This is a genomic window from Actinocorallia aurea, assembly GCF_054783995.1.
Window position 1 is genome coordinate 1 of the sequence record NZ_BAAGPQ010000010.1, and the last position, 16,680, is coordinate 16,680.

Consider the following 16,680-nt stretch of genomic DNA (forward strand, 5'->3'; position numbering starts at 1 on the left):
GGGCTGGGGTGGGGTGGGGGGTTCGAGGGGGTCGGGGTGGGAGGGGGTCGGGGCGGCTTCGGGCATGGCGGGCGGTCCTTTCGTACCTGCGGGGGCAGGCGGGGGATTCTGGCGCCTTGGTTCGTTCATTGAACCTATGTGGTAGCACCGTAGCATTGAAGGTTCGTTGATTGAACCTGCGGGGGATCGCGGATAGGGTGGGGGTATGGCGCTGGGGAAGGACTACGCGACACAGGAGTGTTCGATCGCTCGTGCGCTGGAGCGGATCGGCGAGCGGTGGACGCTGCTCGTCGTTCGGGACGCCCTTTACGGAGTGCGGCGGTACAACGACTTCCTGGTTCATCTGGGCGCGCCGCGTGCCGTGCTCGCGGCGCGGTTGCAGGCGCTGTGCGCCGACGGGATCCTGGAGAAGCGTCGCTATCAGGACTCTCCGCCGCGCGACGAGTACGTGCCGACCGAGATGGGGATCGCGCTCTGGCCGACGCTGCGCGTCCTGGGCCGGTGGGGCCGCGAGCACGCGGGAGGCCAGACCCTGCGCCTCTTCCAGCACGCGGTCTGCGGCACCGAACTCGACGTCTGCGGAGAGTGCCCCTACTGCGCCCGGATGGTCCCCGTCCGGGAGGTCCTGATGCTGCCCGGCCCCGATCTGGATCCCGACCCCGCCGACCCGGTCAGCCGCGCCCTCCTCCAGCCGAGGCGCCTCCTGGAACCCCTCGTCCTCGACGCCTGAGCGGTTCCGCCGACACCGGCCGACCGCGTCCGTCTGGTTCCGCGGACCGCGTCCGTCGGCACCGGCCGTCGCACTGCTCGGCGCGTGTCGGCGCGTCTCTCGGCCGCGCCCCTCGCCCGCGCCCCTAGGACTCGGCTGCGTCCGCACGCTGGTGCGGGCGTCTCCCGGAGTTCTGTCGGTGGGGGCCGCTAGCGTGCCGGTATGGACGTCGACGGACGGAGGCGGGCCGCTCTCGCCACCGCGCAGGAGCGGTTCCCGGCGGTGGCGGCGAAGGTGCGGGCCGAGTGGGGGCTGCGGATTCCGCGGCACCTCGCGGTGTTCTGCGCCCTGTGGGCCGGCGCGGACGAGGCCGAGCGGCGCGCGTGGCGGTACCTGGAGACGGGCCCGATGGGACTCACCGAGTACTTCGCCGACGGAGGGTTGGAGCTGGTCGGCCGCGACGGCCTCGATCCCCGTCTGCACGGGAGGTACCGGCGCGATCCGGCGGAGTTCGTCACCGTACTCGCGGGCGGTTCGGACGGCCTGCACCACGGGCTCTGGTACGACGATCCCGCCGAACTGCCGTCGTTCGTCGTGCACAACTACGCGCGCGACTCGGCCGAGACCTGGCGGACCCGCGGCCGCACCCTGCTGGACGTGATACGCGAAGGGATCGAGCGGGTCGCCGCCGACTACGGCGGCGACGGCGAGGAGGCCGAGATCCTCGCGCCCCTGTCCGCCGCCCTGGACTGGTTCGCCGAAGCCGAACACGAGGCGCTGGAGGCCGATGGACCGCCCCGCTGGGCCTCCGTCCGCCGCAGCTGGGACGGGGTCGCGCCCTCCCCGGCGCTCCCGCCAGGCAGCGGCGATCCCCTCGCCGAGGAGACCGGCGCCCGCCTCAAGGCGCTCCACTCCGGCGCCCCGGAGGCCGCCGCATGGATCGCCCGCGCCGCCCGCGAGCTCGCCGACGGCCGCCCCGCCCTCGCCCTGACGGTCGGCGCCGAACTCCACTGGCTGGACGGCGACGCCTACCGCGAGACCTCGCGCGAACTCCTCGCGGGCGCCTACCGCAGCCTCGGCCGCGACGCGCTGGCCGAGATCGCCGAAGTCCACTCCGCCCACCGCGACCTGCCATCGGTCGACGTCCTCGTCGCGCCAGGCCGGTAGCGCGGACGGTCGGCGGGCCTCCCCAGCCGCCGAACCCTCCGGTTACACCCGCCGCGAGGACCGACGCCGTCGCCGACCAGCGGGGCGGGCCCGCCGGTTTCACGGCGAGCTTCGGTGAAAGCCGTCGATCTCCGGTGAAACCGGGGCGAAACCGGGGCGAAGGCGGCGGCGGGGATGCTCTTGTTGTCGCCGGGACGCGCCCGGTGGATTAAGGAGAACACGCTATGGGGGACCTCAGCGCCGTCAGGGCTGTAGGGCTCGTCAAGGATTTCGGGGACTTCCGGGCCGTCGACGACGTCGACCTGGAGATCCGGCAGGGGGAGATCTTCGGGGTGCTCGGGCCGAACGGGGCGGGCAAGACCACGACGATCAGGATGCTCGGCACCCTGCTGCCGATCGACGGCGGGCGGGCCGAGATCTTCGGTGTCGACGTCCGCAAGGAGCCGCACCGCGTCCGGCAGCTCGTCGGCCTCACCGGCCAGTACGCCTCGGTCGACGAGGATCTGACCGCGTTGGAGAACCTGCGGCTGTTCGGCAGGCTGCAGGGCCTGTCCGGCGGCCGGGCCAAGGCCGTCGCCGACGAGCTGCTCGGCCGCTTCGGGCTGGAGGAGGCCGCCGACCGGGCTTTGAAGAACTTCAGCGGCGGCATGCGCCGCCGGCTCGACCTCGCGTCGAGCCTCATCACCCGCCCGCCGCTGATCTTCCTGGACGAGCCGACGACCGGCCTCGACCCGCGGACCCGCGGCCAGATGTGGGACACGATCCGCGACCTCGTGAGCGACGGCTCCACGATCCTGCTCACCACCCAGTACCTCGACGAGGCCGACCAGCTCGCCGACCGCGTCGCGGTGATCGACCGGGGCCGCAAGGTCGCCGAGGACACCCCGGACGCCCTCAAGACCCAGGTCGGCGACTCGACCCTCCAGTTGAGCCTCGCCGAGGGCGCCGACACAGGCCTGGCCTCGAACGTCGTCCGCCGCCTGCTCGGCGAGGAGCCGGTCCTGACCCCGGAGTCGGGCCGCATGAACGTGCCGCTGCCCGACCCGAACCGGGCCGCCGACGTCCTCATCGGCCTGCGTGAGGCGGGCCTGGCCATCACCTCGGTGAGCGTCGCCAAGCCGACGCTCGACGAGGTCTTCCTCGCGCTGACCGGCCACGGCGCCGACGACGAACCCCAGAAGGAGGCCGCCCGATGACCACCGCCACCGCCCCCGCCCCCGCCGCCCCGCGGATCGACCCCGCCGCCGTCGTCGCCCGGACGACCGCGCGCAACTCCCCCGTCGAGGCCTGGTCGCAGACCCTGTCGATGGCCTGGCGCGCGACGATCAAGATGCGGCGCAACCCCGAGCAGTTCGCCGACGTGCTGATCCAGCCGCTGCTGTTCACCGCGATGTTCGCCTTCATCTTCGGCGGCGCGGTCTCCGGCAGCGTCTCGGACTACCTGCCCGTTCTGATCCCCGGCATCCTCGCCCAGACGTCGCTGACCGCGTGCATGGCGACGGGCGTGCAGTTGCGCGAAGATATGGACAAGGGCGTCTTCGACCGTTTCAAGTCGCTGCCCATCGCGCGGATCGCGCCGCTCGCGGGGCCGATGGTCGCCGACCTGATCCGCTACGGCGTCGCGTCGGTCCTGACGCTCGCCACCGGCATCGCCATCGGCTACCGACCCGGCGGCGGCGTGCTCGGCTGCGTCGGCGGCATCCTGCTGACGGTCGCGGCCGGCTGGTCGATGGCCTGGATCTTCACCTGGCTCGGCACGATCGCGCGGACCGCGCAGAGCGTCCAGGGTATCTCGATGATGATCCTCTTCCCGTTGACCTTCCTGTCGAACGCGTTCGTGCCCGCCTCCACGCTGCCCGGCTGGCTTGAGGCGTTCGTGAAGGTCAACCCGGTGTCCCACGTGGTCTCGGCGGTGCGCGACCTGCTCAACGAGGGCCAGGTGACGGCCCAGGTCGGCTGGGCGCTCGTCGGCTGCGTCGTGGTCGTCGCGATCTTCGCCCCGCTCGCGGTCCGGTCGTACTCCCGCAAGATGTAGTCGGCCGGATCGCCTCAGAGCACCCGATCAAGCACGGCGCGCGCCTCGTCCAGCAGGTCGAGGCCGCGCCGTTCGCCGTATTCCGCCTCGATCCGCGCGAGGGCGCCCGGCGCGATCCGCTCGGCGTGCCCGGACAGGACGGGCCACTGGAGCGTCGAGGCGAACCGGTTGTAGGAGAAGCGGTCGGCGAGGACGAGCAGCCGGACCGCCTCCTCGGCGGGCATCGCCTTCTTCAGCAGGCCCCAGATGCCCAGCCCGGCGAACACCATGCCGGTCATCGGGATGTCCCGCGGGGGCTCCTCGTCCGTGAACATGGTCGGGAGCTGCGTCTTCACCGCGGCGTAGATGTCCGCTCCGTCGTCTCCCTCGCCGTACTGGGCGAACGCCGAGAGCGCCACGGCGTCGCCGAGCATCATCCACGGGAAGGACTCGGTCCGCACGCCGGGCAGGGGCATGTTCTTGAACGCCGCGGAGGCCTCCCGGTACAGCTGGAGCCCTTCGGCGTTGCGGCCGTCCACGAAAGCGAGCTGCGCGCGGACCGTCGCGACCATCAGGGCCTCGATCTGATTGCCGTGACGGGCGAGTTCGTCGAGTTCGTCGATCATCCGGGCCGCCTCGTCACGGCGGCCCGCCTTCAGGGCCTTGCCGGCGAGGACCGCGCGGATCTGGACGAGGTCGTCGGTCGAGCCGAGGCGCTCCAGCACGGGGAGTGCCGCCGCCGCGTGCCGGGAGGCCGCCTCCCAGTCTCCGACGTGCTCGTGCAGCCCGAACAGATGGGTGTGCAGGAGCGCACGGTGCCACGGGCCGCCCTCCTCGCCGACCTCGGCGAGGGCCGCCTCCCCCGCCTCGATCCCGCCGCGGACGTCGCCGGCGTTCTCCAGGCCGTGGCTCAGCCAGTGCAGGGTGATCGCGCGGATCAGCGGGTCGGGGTCGGTCGTGAGCTCCGTGTTGACGCCCTCGGGCGCGGCGACCCAGGCCAGCAGCGAGACGACCAGCGCCCGCACCGCCGGGCTCGCGCCTTCGGTGCCGAGATCGGCGAGCAACCCCGTCAGCGACTCCACGGTGTCGAGGGAGAGTACCAGCGCGTTGAACAGGGTGACGGCCACGGAGAGCCTGGTCCGGTCCAGGAGCCGTTCGGGCGGTGTCCAGCCTGCCACGGCCGCCACGAGGGCGGGGGCCAGCACGATGGTGCGCCCGTGGTCGCCGCGGATGGCCCAGAAGCCGCCCAGCGCCGACAGCAGGACGACGGCGGATTCCGGATCCGGCTCGGCGAGGACCTCGCGCAGTACGTCGGAGAGGTTCGCCTCCTCCGCGCGGATCGCGTCCATCCCCTCGAACTGGCTGCGCGAGTACAGCTTGGCGCTCTCCCGGGCGGCGTAGCCGACGGCCCAGTCCCGCACGGCGGCCCGCGCCGCGGCGGTCTCCCCCGCCTCGTCCAGGCGCATCCGGCCGAACTCCCGCACCATCTCCAGCATCCGGTACCGGACGCCCTCGGTGGTCTCCACGACCGTCAGCAGGGACTGGTCGACGAGTTCGGCGATGTCGGTGAGCACGTCGTCGCCGAGGACCTCTTCGGCGGCGTCGAGGGTGAAGCCGTCCTGGAAGGCCGAGAGGCGGCGCAGGGCGCGGCGCTCCCGCTCGTCAAGGAGGCTCCAGGACCAGTCGATCACCGCGAGGAGCGTCTGGTGCCGGGACGGAGCGCTGCGGTCGCCGCCGCGCAACAGGGCGAATCTGTCGTCGAGGCGGCGGGCGATCTCGGTCGGGGACATCACCCTGACCTTCGCGGCGGCCAACTCGATCGCCAGCGGCAGTCCGTCGAGGCGGTCGACGACGGCGCGCACGTCGGGCTCGGTGAGGCGCACCCCGGGCCTGGCCGCGGTCGCCCTGTCGCGGAACAGGGCGACCGCGTCGCCGGAGCCGAGCTGCGGCAGCGGGTAGACGCGTTCGGCGGCGATCGCGAGCGGCGCCCGGGTCGTGGTGAGGACGCGCAGCTCCCGTGTGGTCGCGACCAGCTGGGCGACGAGTTCGGCGACCGCCTCGACCAGGTGCTCGCAGTTGTCGAGCACGAGCAGGGTCGGGGCCATGTCGAGCTGCTGGGCGATCCGGGAGCGGACGTCGGCGCGCTGCTGCGGCGTGAGCGTGCGGCGGCCCGTCACCGAGTCGCGGACCCCGAGGGCGGAGCCGAGCTCACCGAGGAGGTCCTCGGACGCGGTCACACCGACGAGTTCGACGAAGTGCACGACCGGCTGTGCCGCGGCGCGGGCGACGACGTGGGAGAGCCTCGTCTTGCCGAGTCCGCCCGGGCCGAGGATCGACACGACCCGGGACGTCGCGAGGAGGGCCCGGATCCTGCGGAGGTCGTCGTCGCGGCCGAGCAGCGGGGTCGTGTCGAACCGGACGCCGACGCGCACCGGACTGTCGAACGCCAGCACCTCCTGGTGGACGCGGCGCAGCTCGGGACCGGTATCGGAGCCCGTCCGGTCGCGAAGATCGGCCCGGTACCGCTCGAACCTTTCGAGGGCCGCGCCCGGCCCGCGCACCGCGGCCTCGCTGCGCAGCAGATCGGCGAGCAGCCCTTCGTCGTCGGGGCGGGCCCGCACGGCGGCTTCGAGCTGGACGAGCGCGGCCTCGTGATCGCCGCCACGGCTCCGTGCCCGGGCGAGCACCGCGCGAAGGCCCGCGAGATCGTTCTCCGCCCGCGCGCGCACCTCGGCGAGCGGTCCGTCGCCCTCGGGGGGCAGTGTTCCGCCGCCCATCGCGAGGGCCTCCTCGGCCACCGCGACCGACCCGGCGGGGTCCTCCGCGAGCAGGGCCCGCGCGCGCCCGGCGAGCCCGCGCAGCACGAGGGCGTCCACGCGTTCGGCCGCCACTTCGAGCCGGTATCCGCCGCCTTCCGTGACGAGCGCCTCCGCGCCCACGACCGCCCTGGTCCGCGACACCAGCACCTGCAGGGCCTTCAGCGGATTGCCCGGCTCGTCCGCACCCCACACCTCCGCCACCAGCCTGTCGGCGGGCACCGCGCGCCCCGCCAGCACCAGCGCCGCCAGCAGCGCCTGCGCCCGCTCCCCCACCACGGCCTGCCCTCGCCACCGCACCCCGTCGAGCAGGCGCAGTTCGATCGGCATCCCCCAAGTCTAGGCCGCCGCGGCGACGGCCGAGGCGCCATGATCGCGATCCGCCCCTCGCCGTGGTCCGGGTGCGTCAGGGGGCGGCGAGGTCCGCGTACTCGGCCCGTATGCCTCGGGTGCCGTTCCTCATGAGGGCGGCGGTGGTCCGGGGGACGTCATCAGCTCATCATGCCGCGACGGACGAGGATCTCCCGGCGGTCGTCGGGGGTGAGGATGAGGCGCTCCTTGACGGCCAGGGACTGGCGGGCGGCGATGAAGGGGCGCATGCGGCCTTCCCAGGCGGCGAGGGCCACGGGGAGATCGCCGGGGCAGTGGGTGATCACGGTGCCGAGGAGTTCGATGCCGGTGGAGGCGCGCATGCCGGAGTAGAGGGTTCGCTCATAGGCAGCGGTCAGAGGGGTCCCAGGAGGTCGCGGGGGTCGGCTTCGACGTCGAGGGCGGCCAGGACGCCGAGGAGTTCGCGTTCCTCGAAGCGGAAATGGGACTCCATGATCGCGGCGAGGCCGTCGAGGTGCCGGAACAGCTCGGTCGGCGGGGCCGCCGAGGCGATCGCGCGGTCGAATCCGGCGAGGAGGGTCGCGATCATGTCGTGGTCTTGGCGCAGCTTCGCGAGCACGGGCCGGAGCGACGGGTGGCGCGCCGCCAGCTCCGGGAAGAGACCTTCGTCCTCGCGGGTGTGGTGGCCGTCGAGGGCGGCGCAGAAGCCCTTGCAGTACAGGAGGAGTTCGGTGCGGGCCGAGGCGTCCTCGGCGGACTCGCGGGCGACTTCCAGCGCGTGGCGCAACCGGTGATGCGCGGCCTGGAGTTCACGGTGCCAGGCGATGAGCCTGTTCTTCTCGCCCTCACCCACGGGTGGGGAACGGGGAAAGGGTCATGACGACCGCCTTCCGGATCCGACGCCTCCATGCCTGACGCAGCCCGCCATCGACACGCGACGTTGGTCACGACCCTAACCGAGGCGCCACGGGGCCGCCACCAGAATCGGCATTCTGGCGGAGATGCACCGAAATGTGAGATCGTCCGCGGCATGAACGAGCAGACCGGCCCCGTGCGTCCGGACGACCGGGCGGCCTCCGTGCTGCGGTTCGCGACGGAACTCGTCGCTTGGGTGGCGACGCCGTGGGCGCTGGCCGGGTACGCCTGGTGGGCCGCGGTCCTCTCCGTCCTCGTGCTGATCGGGCTTCCGACGGTCTTCGCCACCCCGGGCGACAAGGCTCAGGTGATCGTCCCCGTTCCGGGGTCCGTCACCGTGCTCCTGGTGCTGCTCCAGATCGTCGCCGCGGTGGTCTGCTCCTGGCTGGTCTGGCCCGGATGGGCGGCGGGCGCCGTCGCGGTGCTCGCAGCAGGCGCCGTCGTGCTGGAACTGCCGAGATGGCGCTGGCTGCTCACGCGCCCGTAGCGTGCCCGCGCCGATCGGGCCCTTGCCGTCAGGAGGCGGCGGCGTAGAGGACGTCGCGCAGGCCCGGGAGGTCTTCGCGGGCCGCGTGCCAGACGAGGCGCAGGGCCAGGGGCGGGACGGCCAGGGGCAGGCGGACGAGGCCGCCCGAAGCCAGCGCGCCCGCGACGGCGAACTCCGGGAGCAGCGCCAGGCCGAGCCCCCGCTCCGCCCAGGCGCGCATCACGGACGGGCCGCCGACCTCGACCCGTTCCGGTCCCGGCCCGAGCAGTCAGTCGGCGGCGAGCCGGAAGGAGCAGGCGGGGGCGTTGACCAGGAGCCGTTCGCGCGCCAGGTCGTCCGGGGTGAGGTCGGATCGCGCGGCCAGCGGATGGCCGGGGGCCGCGACGAGGGCGAGGGGGACGTCCTCGACGTCGGCGAACGCGACGGGATCGGGCGGCGCGGCGAAGCCGAGCCCGCCCAGGGCCGGGCCGGCGTCGAGGACGAGGGCGGCGTCCAGCTCGCCGGCGGCGACATCGGCGAGCAGCTCGGCGCGGCTGACCGACGCGGCCACCCGCACGCGCGTGTCCGGCCGACGCGCGGCGAGCCGCGCCAGCACCCCGGGCACGCACTCCGCCACGAGGCTCTCCAACGCCCCGAGCCGCAGCTCCGGCGCGCTCCCCGCCACCTCGGCCCTGGCCTGCTCGGCCTGCCCGAGCAACCGCACCGCCCACGGCGCCAGCCGCTCCCCCGCGCCGCTCAGCACCATCCCCTGCGGCGTCCGCGTGAACAGCGCGACGCCCAGCGACTCCTCCAGCGCCCGAATCCGCGCCGACACACTCGACGGCGCGAGATCCAGCGCGACCGCCGCCCCCTGCACCGTCCGATGCCGCACCACGGCCTGGAAAACCCGAAGCCCAGCGAGATCCATCTTCCCCCCGCGATCCGAACACCAACGATATCTCCGAAACGATCACACCACCCGCCGCCCGAGGCACGAGCACCAGGACCTGTAGGGCGGTGAGGGCGGGGGTAGGGCGGGTGTTCGGGAGAACCGAACGGGGTGTTCGGGTGGTCCGGTCGAGCCGGCGGGAGTGGGGGCGCAGGGTGATGCGCCATGAACGTGATTCTTTCGACCGGTCGGCGGAGGATCGCCCTTTTGGGTGTCTCGCTGGGATATTTCATGGTGTTGCTGGATCTGACCGTGCTGTCCGTCGCGGAGCCTGATCTCGCGACGTCGCTCGGGACGGATGTCGGCGGGTTGCAGTGGGCGGTGGCGGCCTACACGGTGGCGTTCGGGGCGCTGCTGCCGGCGGGCGGGGCGCTGGCCGACCGGTACGGAGCGCAGCGGGTGTTCCGGGGCGGGGTGGCGCTGTTCGCGATCGGGTCGCTGGCGAGCGCGGCTGCGCCGTCGGCGGCGATCCTCGGCGGGCTGCGGGCGGTGACGGGGGCGGCGGCTGCCGCGTGCGTCCCGGCGTCCCTGGCGGTGATCGCTGGGTTGTACCCGGCGGCACGGGAGCGGGCTCGGGCCGTCGCGACGTGGGCGGCGGTGAGCGGCGCGGCGGTCGCGCTCGGCCCGGTGTGCGGCGGGCTGCTCGTGGACGCGGCGGGCTGGCGCGCCGTGTTCGTGGTGAACGCGCCGCTCGCGGTGGCGGTGCTGGCGGCGACGGCGAGCCGCGCGGCAGCGGTGCCCGCGTCGGACCGGCGGATCGACTGGCCCGCGCAGCTCGCGGCGGGCGCGGCGCTCGCGCTCCTGACGGACGCGCTGATCCGAGCCGGATCCGACGACCCCGCGGGGGCATGGTGGCCCGGGCTCGGCGCGCTGGCCGCCGCCGCGGCGTTCGCGGTGCGGGAGCGGCGCAGTCCCGCGCCCGTCGCGGACCGGGCGCTGCTGGCGTCTCCGGGCGCGCGGGCCGGGATCGCGGCGGGCGCGGCGGTCGGCTTCGCGCTGAACGGGATCCTGTTCGTGCTGCCACTGCTGCTCCGCGACCGGGGCCTGTCCGCGGCGGCGACGGGCTGGGCCTTCCTGCCGCTGACCGTGCCGTTCGCGCTGAACCCGCCGGTGACGGGCCGGCTCGTCGCCAGGTTCGGCCCGCGTCCCCCGGTACTGGCGGGCCTGGGCGCGCTGGCGTGCGGCGGGGCGGCCGTAGGCGTGGCCGCGGGCACGGCCGCCCCCTACCCGTGGCTGGCCGCCGGGCTCTTCGTCTGCGGTTACGGGGTCTCACTGGTCCTGCCCGCCCTGGTCGCCGCCATCGTCCAGGCCGCACCTGACGGCGCCGCAGGTTCCGCCGGCGGCCTCCTCAACGCCGTCCGCCAGGTCGGCGCGACCATCGGCGTCGCCGCCATGGGCTCGCTGGCCGCCGCGACGGGCCCCGGCCGCGCCCTCGCCCTCGCCGCCCCGGTCTGCGCCGCCTCCGCCCTCTGGTTCGCCCGCTCGCGCAGCGCGCCAGCCGCGGCGCCGTCAGGGCACCGGTGACTCCTCCCCCGACCCGAGCCGCCCGGAGGCCCGCCCCACGCGGGTGGCGCCGTCCGGGCAGCGCGGCCCTCGCGGCCGCCTTGTCCGGCGCCGCCCCGAGCAAGAGGGTGAAGGTCCGCGACTGGCCGGAGTGAGGCTTCCCGACGGTGATCTCGGCGGGCTCAAGTGGGTGTCGGGGTGGGCTTGTCAAGGGCGAATCCGGACTGTTCGTCCCAGGCGACGGCCGACCAGAGGGTGGCGAGGGCGGCCCAGAGGCGGTGGACGAGCGGCCAGTCGGTTGCGCCGCTCAGGATGAGCCAGCCCGACGCGGGCCGCCCCGAGCCGTCGTCCGTCGCGAGGTCGCAGCAGTCGACCTCGGCGACACGGCCGACAGGATCCCGCCTGACCAGGAGAGGCGCACCGTCCTCCGCCACCTCCGCGAGCAGCCTCGCCAGCGCCGCCGCTCCGTTCTCCGCACCGCTCCGACAGAAGAACGTCAGACAGTAGGCCACGACAGATCCTCCCGAACGCCAGACCCCCGGAACCTGCCGACTCCCACCGAACTTCTCGGAACCTCTTTCCCCGGGCCGCACCAACGACGCGGGACGACCCGCCCGCCTCGTCCGCGAGGGTGCCTCACCTCCGCCGAAGACGCCCGCTCGGCACCGCATCCGCCGTGACCTTCACACGCCTGGAGTCGAGACCGAGAAAGAGCGTCGCAACAGCTCACGGGCCACCGCAAAGCCGCGCCGCACCGGCCGCGGGTCGGGCCGGGCGTCGCAGCGCGCACCGTCGTTCCGTGCTGCCGTGGCCGCCGATGCGGGGTCCGGGGCGGACAGGCATGCTGGGCGGGGCGTGCGGTCGGTGGGGTTCGGGGGTCAGGGGAGGAAGGGCGTGATGCGGGCGGCGAACTCGTCAGGGGTGATGACGGGGATGCCTAGGTCGGTGGCCTTGGTGAGTTTGGAGCCGGCCTTTTCGCCCGCGACGACGAGGGAGGTCTTCTTGGAGACCGAGGAGGAGGCCTTTCCGCCGGCGCGTTCGATGAGCTCGTTCATCTCGTTGCGGGAGAGGTTCTCCAGGGGGCCGGTCATGGCGCCGGTGACTACGACGGACATGCCGGACAGGGGCAGGTCTGCCGCTTCGGCGGGGGCCGGCTCCGCGTCCTCTGAGGGAGGGGTGGCGCCGGGCTCGGTCATGTTGACGCCGGCGGCGGCGAGCTTGTCGATGAGGGGGGCTATCTCGGCGAGTTCGGCGACGAGGACGACGGCCTTCTCCGGGCCTATCCCCTCGACCTTCTGGACGGAGTCGGCGTCGGCGGCGCGGATGAGGTCCATCGTGGCGAAGTACCGGGCGATCCGGCGGGACATGGAACGGCCCGTGCCGCGGACGCCCAGGGCGGCGAAGACCCTGCTGAGCGGACGGGACCTGGCGGCCTCGATCGCGGCGAGGAGGTTGTCGGTGGAGGTCTCGCCCATGCGCTCCAGGCCGAGGAGCTGCTCGCGGGTGAGGGCGAAGAGGTCGGCGAAGTCGGCGATCAACCCCGCCTCGACGAGCTGGACGACCCGGGTCTGGCCGAGCCCTTCGATGTCGAGCTGGTCGCGGCCGACCGCGTAGGAGATCGACGCGACGGTGTTGCAGGCACGGCCGAGCTCGCACCGCCACCGCTCCTGGCTCCGGTCGATCGCGCCGCCGCAACGCGGGCAGGTCTCGGGGAACGCGATCGGCTGCTCGTCCCCCGTGCGCGCCTGCACCAGCGGCGCCTCGACGCGCGGGATGACGTCGCCGGCCCGCTTCACGCTGACGGTGTCGCCGATCATCAGATCCCGCCGGGTGATGTCGGCAGGGTTGTGCAGCGTGGCGTAGGTGACGGTGACGCCGTCGATCTCCACGGGCTCGAGCACGGCCCGCGGCGCGATGATCCCGGTGCGGCCCACGGCCCATTCGACGCCGCGCAGCACCGTGGTGCGGGTGTCGGCGGGCAGCTTGTAGGCGATCGCCCACCTTGGCGCCCGCGAGGAGAGCCCCGCCTTCTCCTGGTCCTCGGCGCTGTCGGCCTTGATCACGATGCCGTCGATGCCGAACGCGAGCTCGGCCCGCGCCGCCGCGATCTCCTCGATCCGCGCGGTCACGCCCTCCAGCGCGTCGTAGCCGAGTGGGCCCGGCAGCGCGGCGGCGCTGGTCCGCACCCCGAGCTTCGCGACGTGCTCCATGACGCCCGTGTGCGGCAGCGCGAGGAGGTCCGCGGAGCCGTCCTCGAAGGGCAGCGCCCCGTAGCCGAAGAACGTGAACTCCACCTTGTAGGGCCGGTCCTTGGCGCGCAGGCTTCCGGCGGCGGCCGAGCGCGGGTTGGCGAACGGCGTGCCGCCGTGCTCCATCCGCAGCGCGTTGGCCGCCTCGAACTGCGCGGTCGTGAACAGCACCTCGCCGCGCACCTCGACGGTGACGGGCTCGGCCAGCTCGGCGGGCAGCCCGACGATCTGGCCGATGCCGTGCGAGACGTCCTCTCCCGCGATGCCGTCGCCGCGCGTCACGAGCTGCACGAGCCGTCCGCCCCGGTACCGCGCGGAGATCGCCAGGCCGTCGAGCTTCGCCTCGACGGCCCAGCCCCGCACCGGCGCCCCGAGCCGCCGCTCCAGCCCTTCGGCCCACTTGGCGAGCTCCGCGGCCGAGAAGACGTTGTCGAGCGACAGCATCGGCCGGGTGTGCGGCACGTCGCCGGTGACGGCCCCGCCGGCGACCTTGCCCGTCGGCGAGTCGGGCCGCACCTGCTCTGGATGCTCGGCCTCCCACGCGGCGATCGCCCGCACCGTCTGGTCGTAGGTGTCGTCGTCCAGGGTGGACGAACCGTCGCCGTAGTAGGCGGCGGCCGAGGAGACGGCGAGTTCGACGGCCGCCGCGTAGGCTGCCTCGTCGACGATCGCGGTCGGCGCAACGTTGCTCATGGTCACATCCTGCCGCCCGGGTCTGACATTCCCGCCGAGGCCCGACCGCGTTCGACGGCGTCGCCCCGCTCAGCCGGAGACCGCCGGGCGGCGGTACGGGCGGGTCACGGGTGCCCCATGTTCCAGACGGCGTTGTGCGCCGTCCTGCGGACCGTGCGGATCTTGTCGGTGTGGGAGTCCGCCGCGATGTTCGTCTTGGTCGTCCGGGCCTGCTCGAGCTCGCCGGCCTCGGCGCGGAGCGCGGCGATGGTCTTGCGGACCGCGTCGTCGATCTCGGGGCGATCGCGCCAGGTCTTCGCCGTCGTGCCGTCGGGGGCGATGTCCGCCGGAGCGCTGAGCGCCGTGCTCAGCGCCGTTGCGGCGCCGTTCAGCCGATCGGCCGTCTTGCGAAGATTCTCCGCCTTGTACTCGTCGTTCTTGAGCGTGATGACCGCCTCGATCGCGCCCGCGTCGTAGTTCGCGTTCTTCGAGGCGTTCCTGCCCTCGCCCTTGCCGTCGGGGCTGCCGGCCGCGACGGTGGCGAAGGGCAGGAGGTTGCGGAAGCTCAGGTACGCCTGGATCGACTCCTCCGCGGTGTCGGCCTCCAGCGCACGCTGGGCCGCGGCGAAGACCGCGTTGAGTTGACCGCCCTGGAGCTGGGCGGAGGGCAGCAGGGCCGCGAGGTCCCGGATCAGGGGCCCCTTGAGGTCCTTCTTGACCTCCTTGTCGAGCTCCGCCTTGATCCCGCTCCTCTTGTGCTCCTTCAGCAGCTGCTCGACCGCCATGACCTCGGTCACCCAGGACGTCGTGTGCGCGCCCATGCCGGTGATCCCAACGGGGGCGGCGGGGCGGCCCTGGATGGCCAGCTCGCCGTCGCGGAACGCGACGAGGAGGCCGTCGGTGTCGGCGTCCATGATCCAGCGGGCGTCGGCGGCCAGCTTCACGGGGCCGAGGCGGGTGTGCACCGCCTCGATCCCGTCGGCGAGGTTCCGCACCTCCGCGTCGTCGAGCTTCCTGAACCCCGCCTGGCGCAGTCCTTCGGTGAGCGCCTGGGTGGCGGCCTTGGCCGCGTCGTCGCCGAGGAACGCGGCCTTCGCCGCGGTCTCCGGGTAGCTGCCCGCCACGTTGTTCTGGAACTCGTGCAGCAGATGCCCGAGCATGAGGGCGGGGAGCTCCCGGGTGGCCGACGGATCCTCCTCCAGATAGGCGGCCTTGGCCAGCACGTTCGCCGAAGCGCTCGCCAAAGCGGCCTTGGCCTTTTCCAGATTGTCGGACTCGGAGGGCTTCACCTTGCCCATCAGACTGCTCAACTGCCTGGCGGCCTCGGCGATCGCCTGCTCCAGCGCCACGATCGCGCGGTGGTCGCCGCGCTCGTTCGCCACGTAGTCCGCCGTGTACAGCTTGGCGGCGTCGGCGACCTGCTGCACGCGGCCGCTCACCAGGTGGAGCTGGTCCAGTCGCACCGTGCCTGCGGCGGGCCGGGGACCGGCTGCGGTAGGCAGCCTGAGCAAACGCAGCGTCAGCGTGTCCGTGCCGGACGGGAGTTTGGGCAGGGCGGCGGTCCGCTTCGCGGCCGGGGCCCCGGGAGACTGCGCCGACTTGGCCGGGACGAGGAAGTGCGGGATCGCCGCCGCGAGGTCCTGGGCGACCTTCTCCAGCTCACGCATTCTGGCCGCCTTCTCCTTGGCCGCCTGGGGCGCGACGACGCGTTCGAGGTCGGCCGCCCGGATCGCGGCCTCCATCGAGAACAGCTTCCAGAGCTCCCCGTTGAGCGCGGCGCTGGGATTCTTGAGTCCCAGGGCGACCCGGAGGCTCGGATCGCGCCGCTCGCCGCGCTGCTCGGCGCGGCTGATCTCCGTCTCGCGCTGCCGCTCGTAGGCGACGACGTTCGCCCGTGCCGAGCCTTCGCCCGAGCCGCTGGAGCCCGTGTCGTCGGCGGCGCGCACCGTGGCGTTGGGCAGGAAGTTGCCGTAGGCGAGCGAGTGGCTCATCGCGTCGGCCAGCAGGTCGGCCGCGCGGGTCTCGGCGCTGAGGCCGTCGACGACGGAGCCCGAGGCGAGTTCCGCCCGGGCCTGGGTGAGGAGTTCGTTCACCCTCGTGGCGTAATGCTCCAGCAGCGGCCGCCGGTAGTCCTGCTCCTCGTCGGGCAGCGCCTCGAACAGCCGCTGCCCGTCGGAGGCCGGGTCGGACATCCAGGCCTTCGCGGCGTTCTGCCGCGCCTCCAGGACGTTCACCGCGTCCCCCACGGACTTGCCGAACACCATCGCGTGCATGCCGTCGACGACCGAGGCCCACGAGCTCGTGTGGTCGCCCATGGCGCTCTTGAACGGCGACGGCGTGCGCTCGCGGCCGAATTTGACCGCCTTGATGAGGCCGTTGGCGAGTTTGACGTACGGCACCAGCGTGATCCGCTTCCCGGACTGCGGCCCGGTGCCGTCCTGGTCGGCGCCGTCCTGCCCGTCGGCGCTCGCGTCGGCGCCGTCCGGCCCGGACCCGCCGTCGCCGGACGCGACCCGCCGCGCTGCCTGCGTAACGCCCGACGTCCGGGGAGCCTGGGGGTTGTTCGCGACCCGGTCCTGCTTCGTCGCCGGACGGGACGGGGAGTTGCTGCCGGAGGTCGGTGAGGTCCGCCCGCTCCCGGATGACCCGGAGAACGAGCCCGTCGTGTCCATCGGGCTCACGCCGTCGTCGTCGCCGTCGGTCCGGGCCTTCTTCGCCGTGCTTCCGACGTCGCCGCCGTCGTCGTCGGACGAATCCGACCTCGACAGGGCGGAGGAGGAGCGGTCGGACAGGCTGCTGCCTCCGCCGCCTCCGGCGTCGCCGCCGTCGCCGCCGTCGTGGGAGCGCTTCTTCTTGGAGTTCTTCCGCTTTGTGGAGGAGCTGAGCACAG

General features: G+C 73.4%; 12 protein-coding genes and 1 pseudogene. 6 read left to right on the top strand and 7 right to left on the bottom strand.

The window, feature by feature from the left end; translation table 11 throughout:
- Nucleotides 1-205 precede the first annotated feature (205 nt).
- From ACYVOM_RS11305 to ACYVOM_RS11320, 4 genes are all read left to right on the top strand, one after another.
- On the top strand, nt 206-730 hold the full coding sequence (locus ACYVOM_RS11305) for a winged helix-turn-helix transcriptional regulator (RefSeq protein ID WP_460303240.1): 525 nt from the start codon (nt 206-208) through the stop codon (nt 728-730).
- A 201-nt stretch (nt 731-931) separates the two neighbouring features.
- The gene (locus ACYVOM_RS11310) at nt 932-1,876 is read left to right on the top strand and encodes an ADP-ribosylation family protein (protein WP_460303241.1); all 945 of its coding nucleotides are present in this window, start codon (nt 932-934) and stop codon (nt 1,874-1,876) included.
- A 224-nt stretch (nt 1,877-2,100) separates the two neighbouring features.
- A complete protein-coding gene (locus ACYVOM_RS11315) occupies nt 2,101-3,072 on the top strand; it encodes an ATP-binding cassette domain-containing protein (protein ID WP_460303242.1) in 972 nt (323 codons plus the stop codon).
- Nucleotides 3,069-3,911 carry an ABC transporter permease gene (locus tag ACYVOM_RS11320; RefSeq protein ID WP_460303243.1) on the top strand — a complete coding sequence of 281 codons (843 nt, stop codon included), beginning with the start codon at nt 3,069-3,071 and terminating at the stop codon, nt 3,909-3,911. The genes ACYVOM_RS11315 and ACYVOM_RS11320 overlap by 4 nt, the downstream gene beginning before the upstream one ends.
- Before the next feature lie 14 nt (nt 3,912-3,925).
- Here the strand turns inward: ACYVOM_RS11320 and ACYVOM_RS11325 are convergent, their stop codons facing one another.
- From ACYVOM_RS11325 to ACYVOM_RS11335, 3 genes are all read right to left on the bottom strand, one after another.
- Nucleotides 3,926-7,036, bottom strand: coding sequence for an ATP-binding protein (locus tag ACYVOM_RS11325; RefSeq protein ID WP_460303244.1), 3,111 nt, complete (start codon nt 7,034-7,036; stop codon nt 3,926-3,928).
- A gap of 161 nt (nt 7,037-7,197) precedes the next feature.
- On the bottom strand, nt 7,198-7,398 hold the full coding sequence (locus ACYVOM_RS11330; RefSeq protein WP_460303245.1) for a hypothetical protein: 201 nt from the start codon (nt 7,396-7,398) through the stop codon (nt 7,198-7,200).
- Between the two features lie 32 nt (nt 7,399-7,430).
- A complete protein-coding gene (locus ACYVOM_RS11335) occupies nt 7,431-7,889 on the bottom strand; it encodes a hemerythrin domain-containing protein (RefSeq protein ID WP_460303246.1) in 459 nt (152 codons plus the stop codon).
- A 177-nt stretch (nt 7,890-8,066) separates the two neighbouring features.
- On the opposite strand from ACYVOM_RS11335, the gene ACYVOM_RS11340 reads away from it, so the two are divergent.
- Nucleotides 8,067-8,438, top strand: coding sequence for a hypothetical protein (locus ACYVOM_RS11340; protein ID WP_460303247.1), 372 nt, complete (start codon nt 8,067-8,069; stop codon nt 8,436-8,438).
- Between the two features lie 28 nt (nt 8,439-8,466).
- Here ACYVOM_RS11340 and ACYVOM_RS11345 read toward each other — a convergent pair.
- A pseudogene (locus ACYVOM_RS11345) lies at nt 8,467-9,345 on the bottom strand (LysR family transcriptional regulator).
- 186 nt (nt 9,346-9,531) lie between these two features.
- Here ACYVOM_RS11345 and ACYVOM_RS11350 point away from each other — a divergent pair.
- Nucleotides 9,532-10,890, top strand: a complete 1,359-nt coding sequence (locus tag ACYVOM_RS11350; protein ID WP_460303248.1) for an MFS transporter — start codon at nt 9,532-9,534, stop codon at nt 10,888-10,890.
- A gap of 161 nt (nt 10,891-11,051) precedes the next feature.
- Here ACYVOM_RS11350 and ACYVOM_RS11355 read toward each other — a convergent pair whose 3' ends face one another.
- The 3 genes from ACYVOM_RS11355 to ACYVOM_RS11365 all read right to left on the bottom strand — a co-directional run bounded on the left by ACYVOM_RS11355 (nt 11,052) and on the right by ACYVOM_RS11365 (nt 16,678).
- A complete protein-coding gene (locus tag ACYVOM_RS11355; protein ID WP_460303249.1) occupies nt 11,052-11,381 on the bottom strand; it encodes a hypothetical protein in 330 nt (109 codons plus the stop codon).
- 366 nt (nt 11,382-11,747) lie between these two features.
- A complete protein-coding gene (gene ligA, locus ACYVOM_RS11360; RefSeq protein WP_460303250.1) occupies nt 11,748-13,811 on the bottom strand; it encodes an NAD-dependent DNA ligase LigA in 2,064 nt (687 codons plus the stop codon).
- A 104-nt stretch (nt 13,812-13,915) separates the two neighbouring features.
- Complete coding sequence (locus ACYVOM_RS11365; protein ID WP_460303251.1) at nt 13,916-16,678, bottom strand: hypothetical protein; 2,763 nt, start codon at nt 16,676-16,678, stop codon at nt 13,916-13,918.
- Between the last annotated feature and the right edge of the window lie 2 nt (nt 16,679-16,680).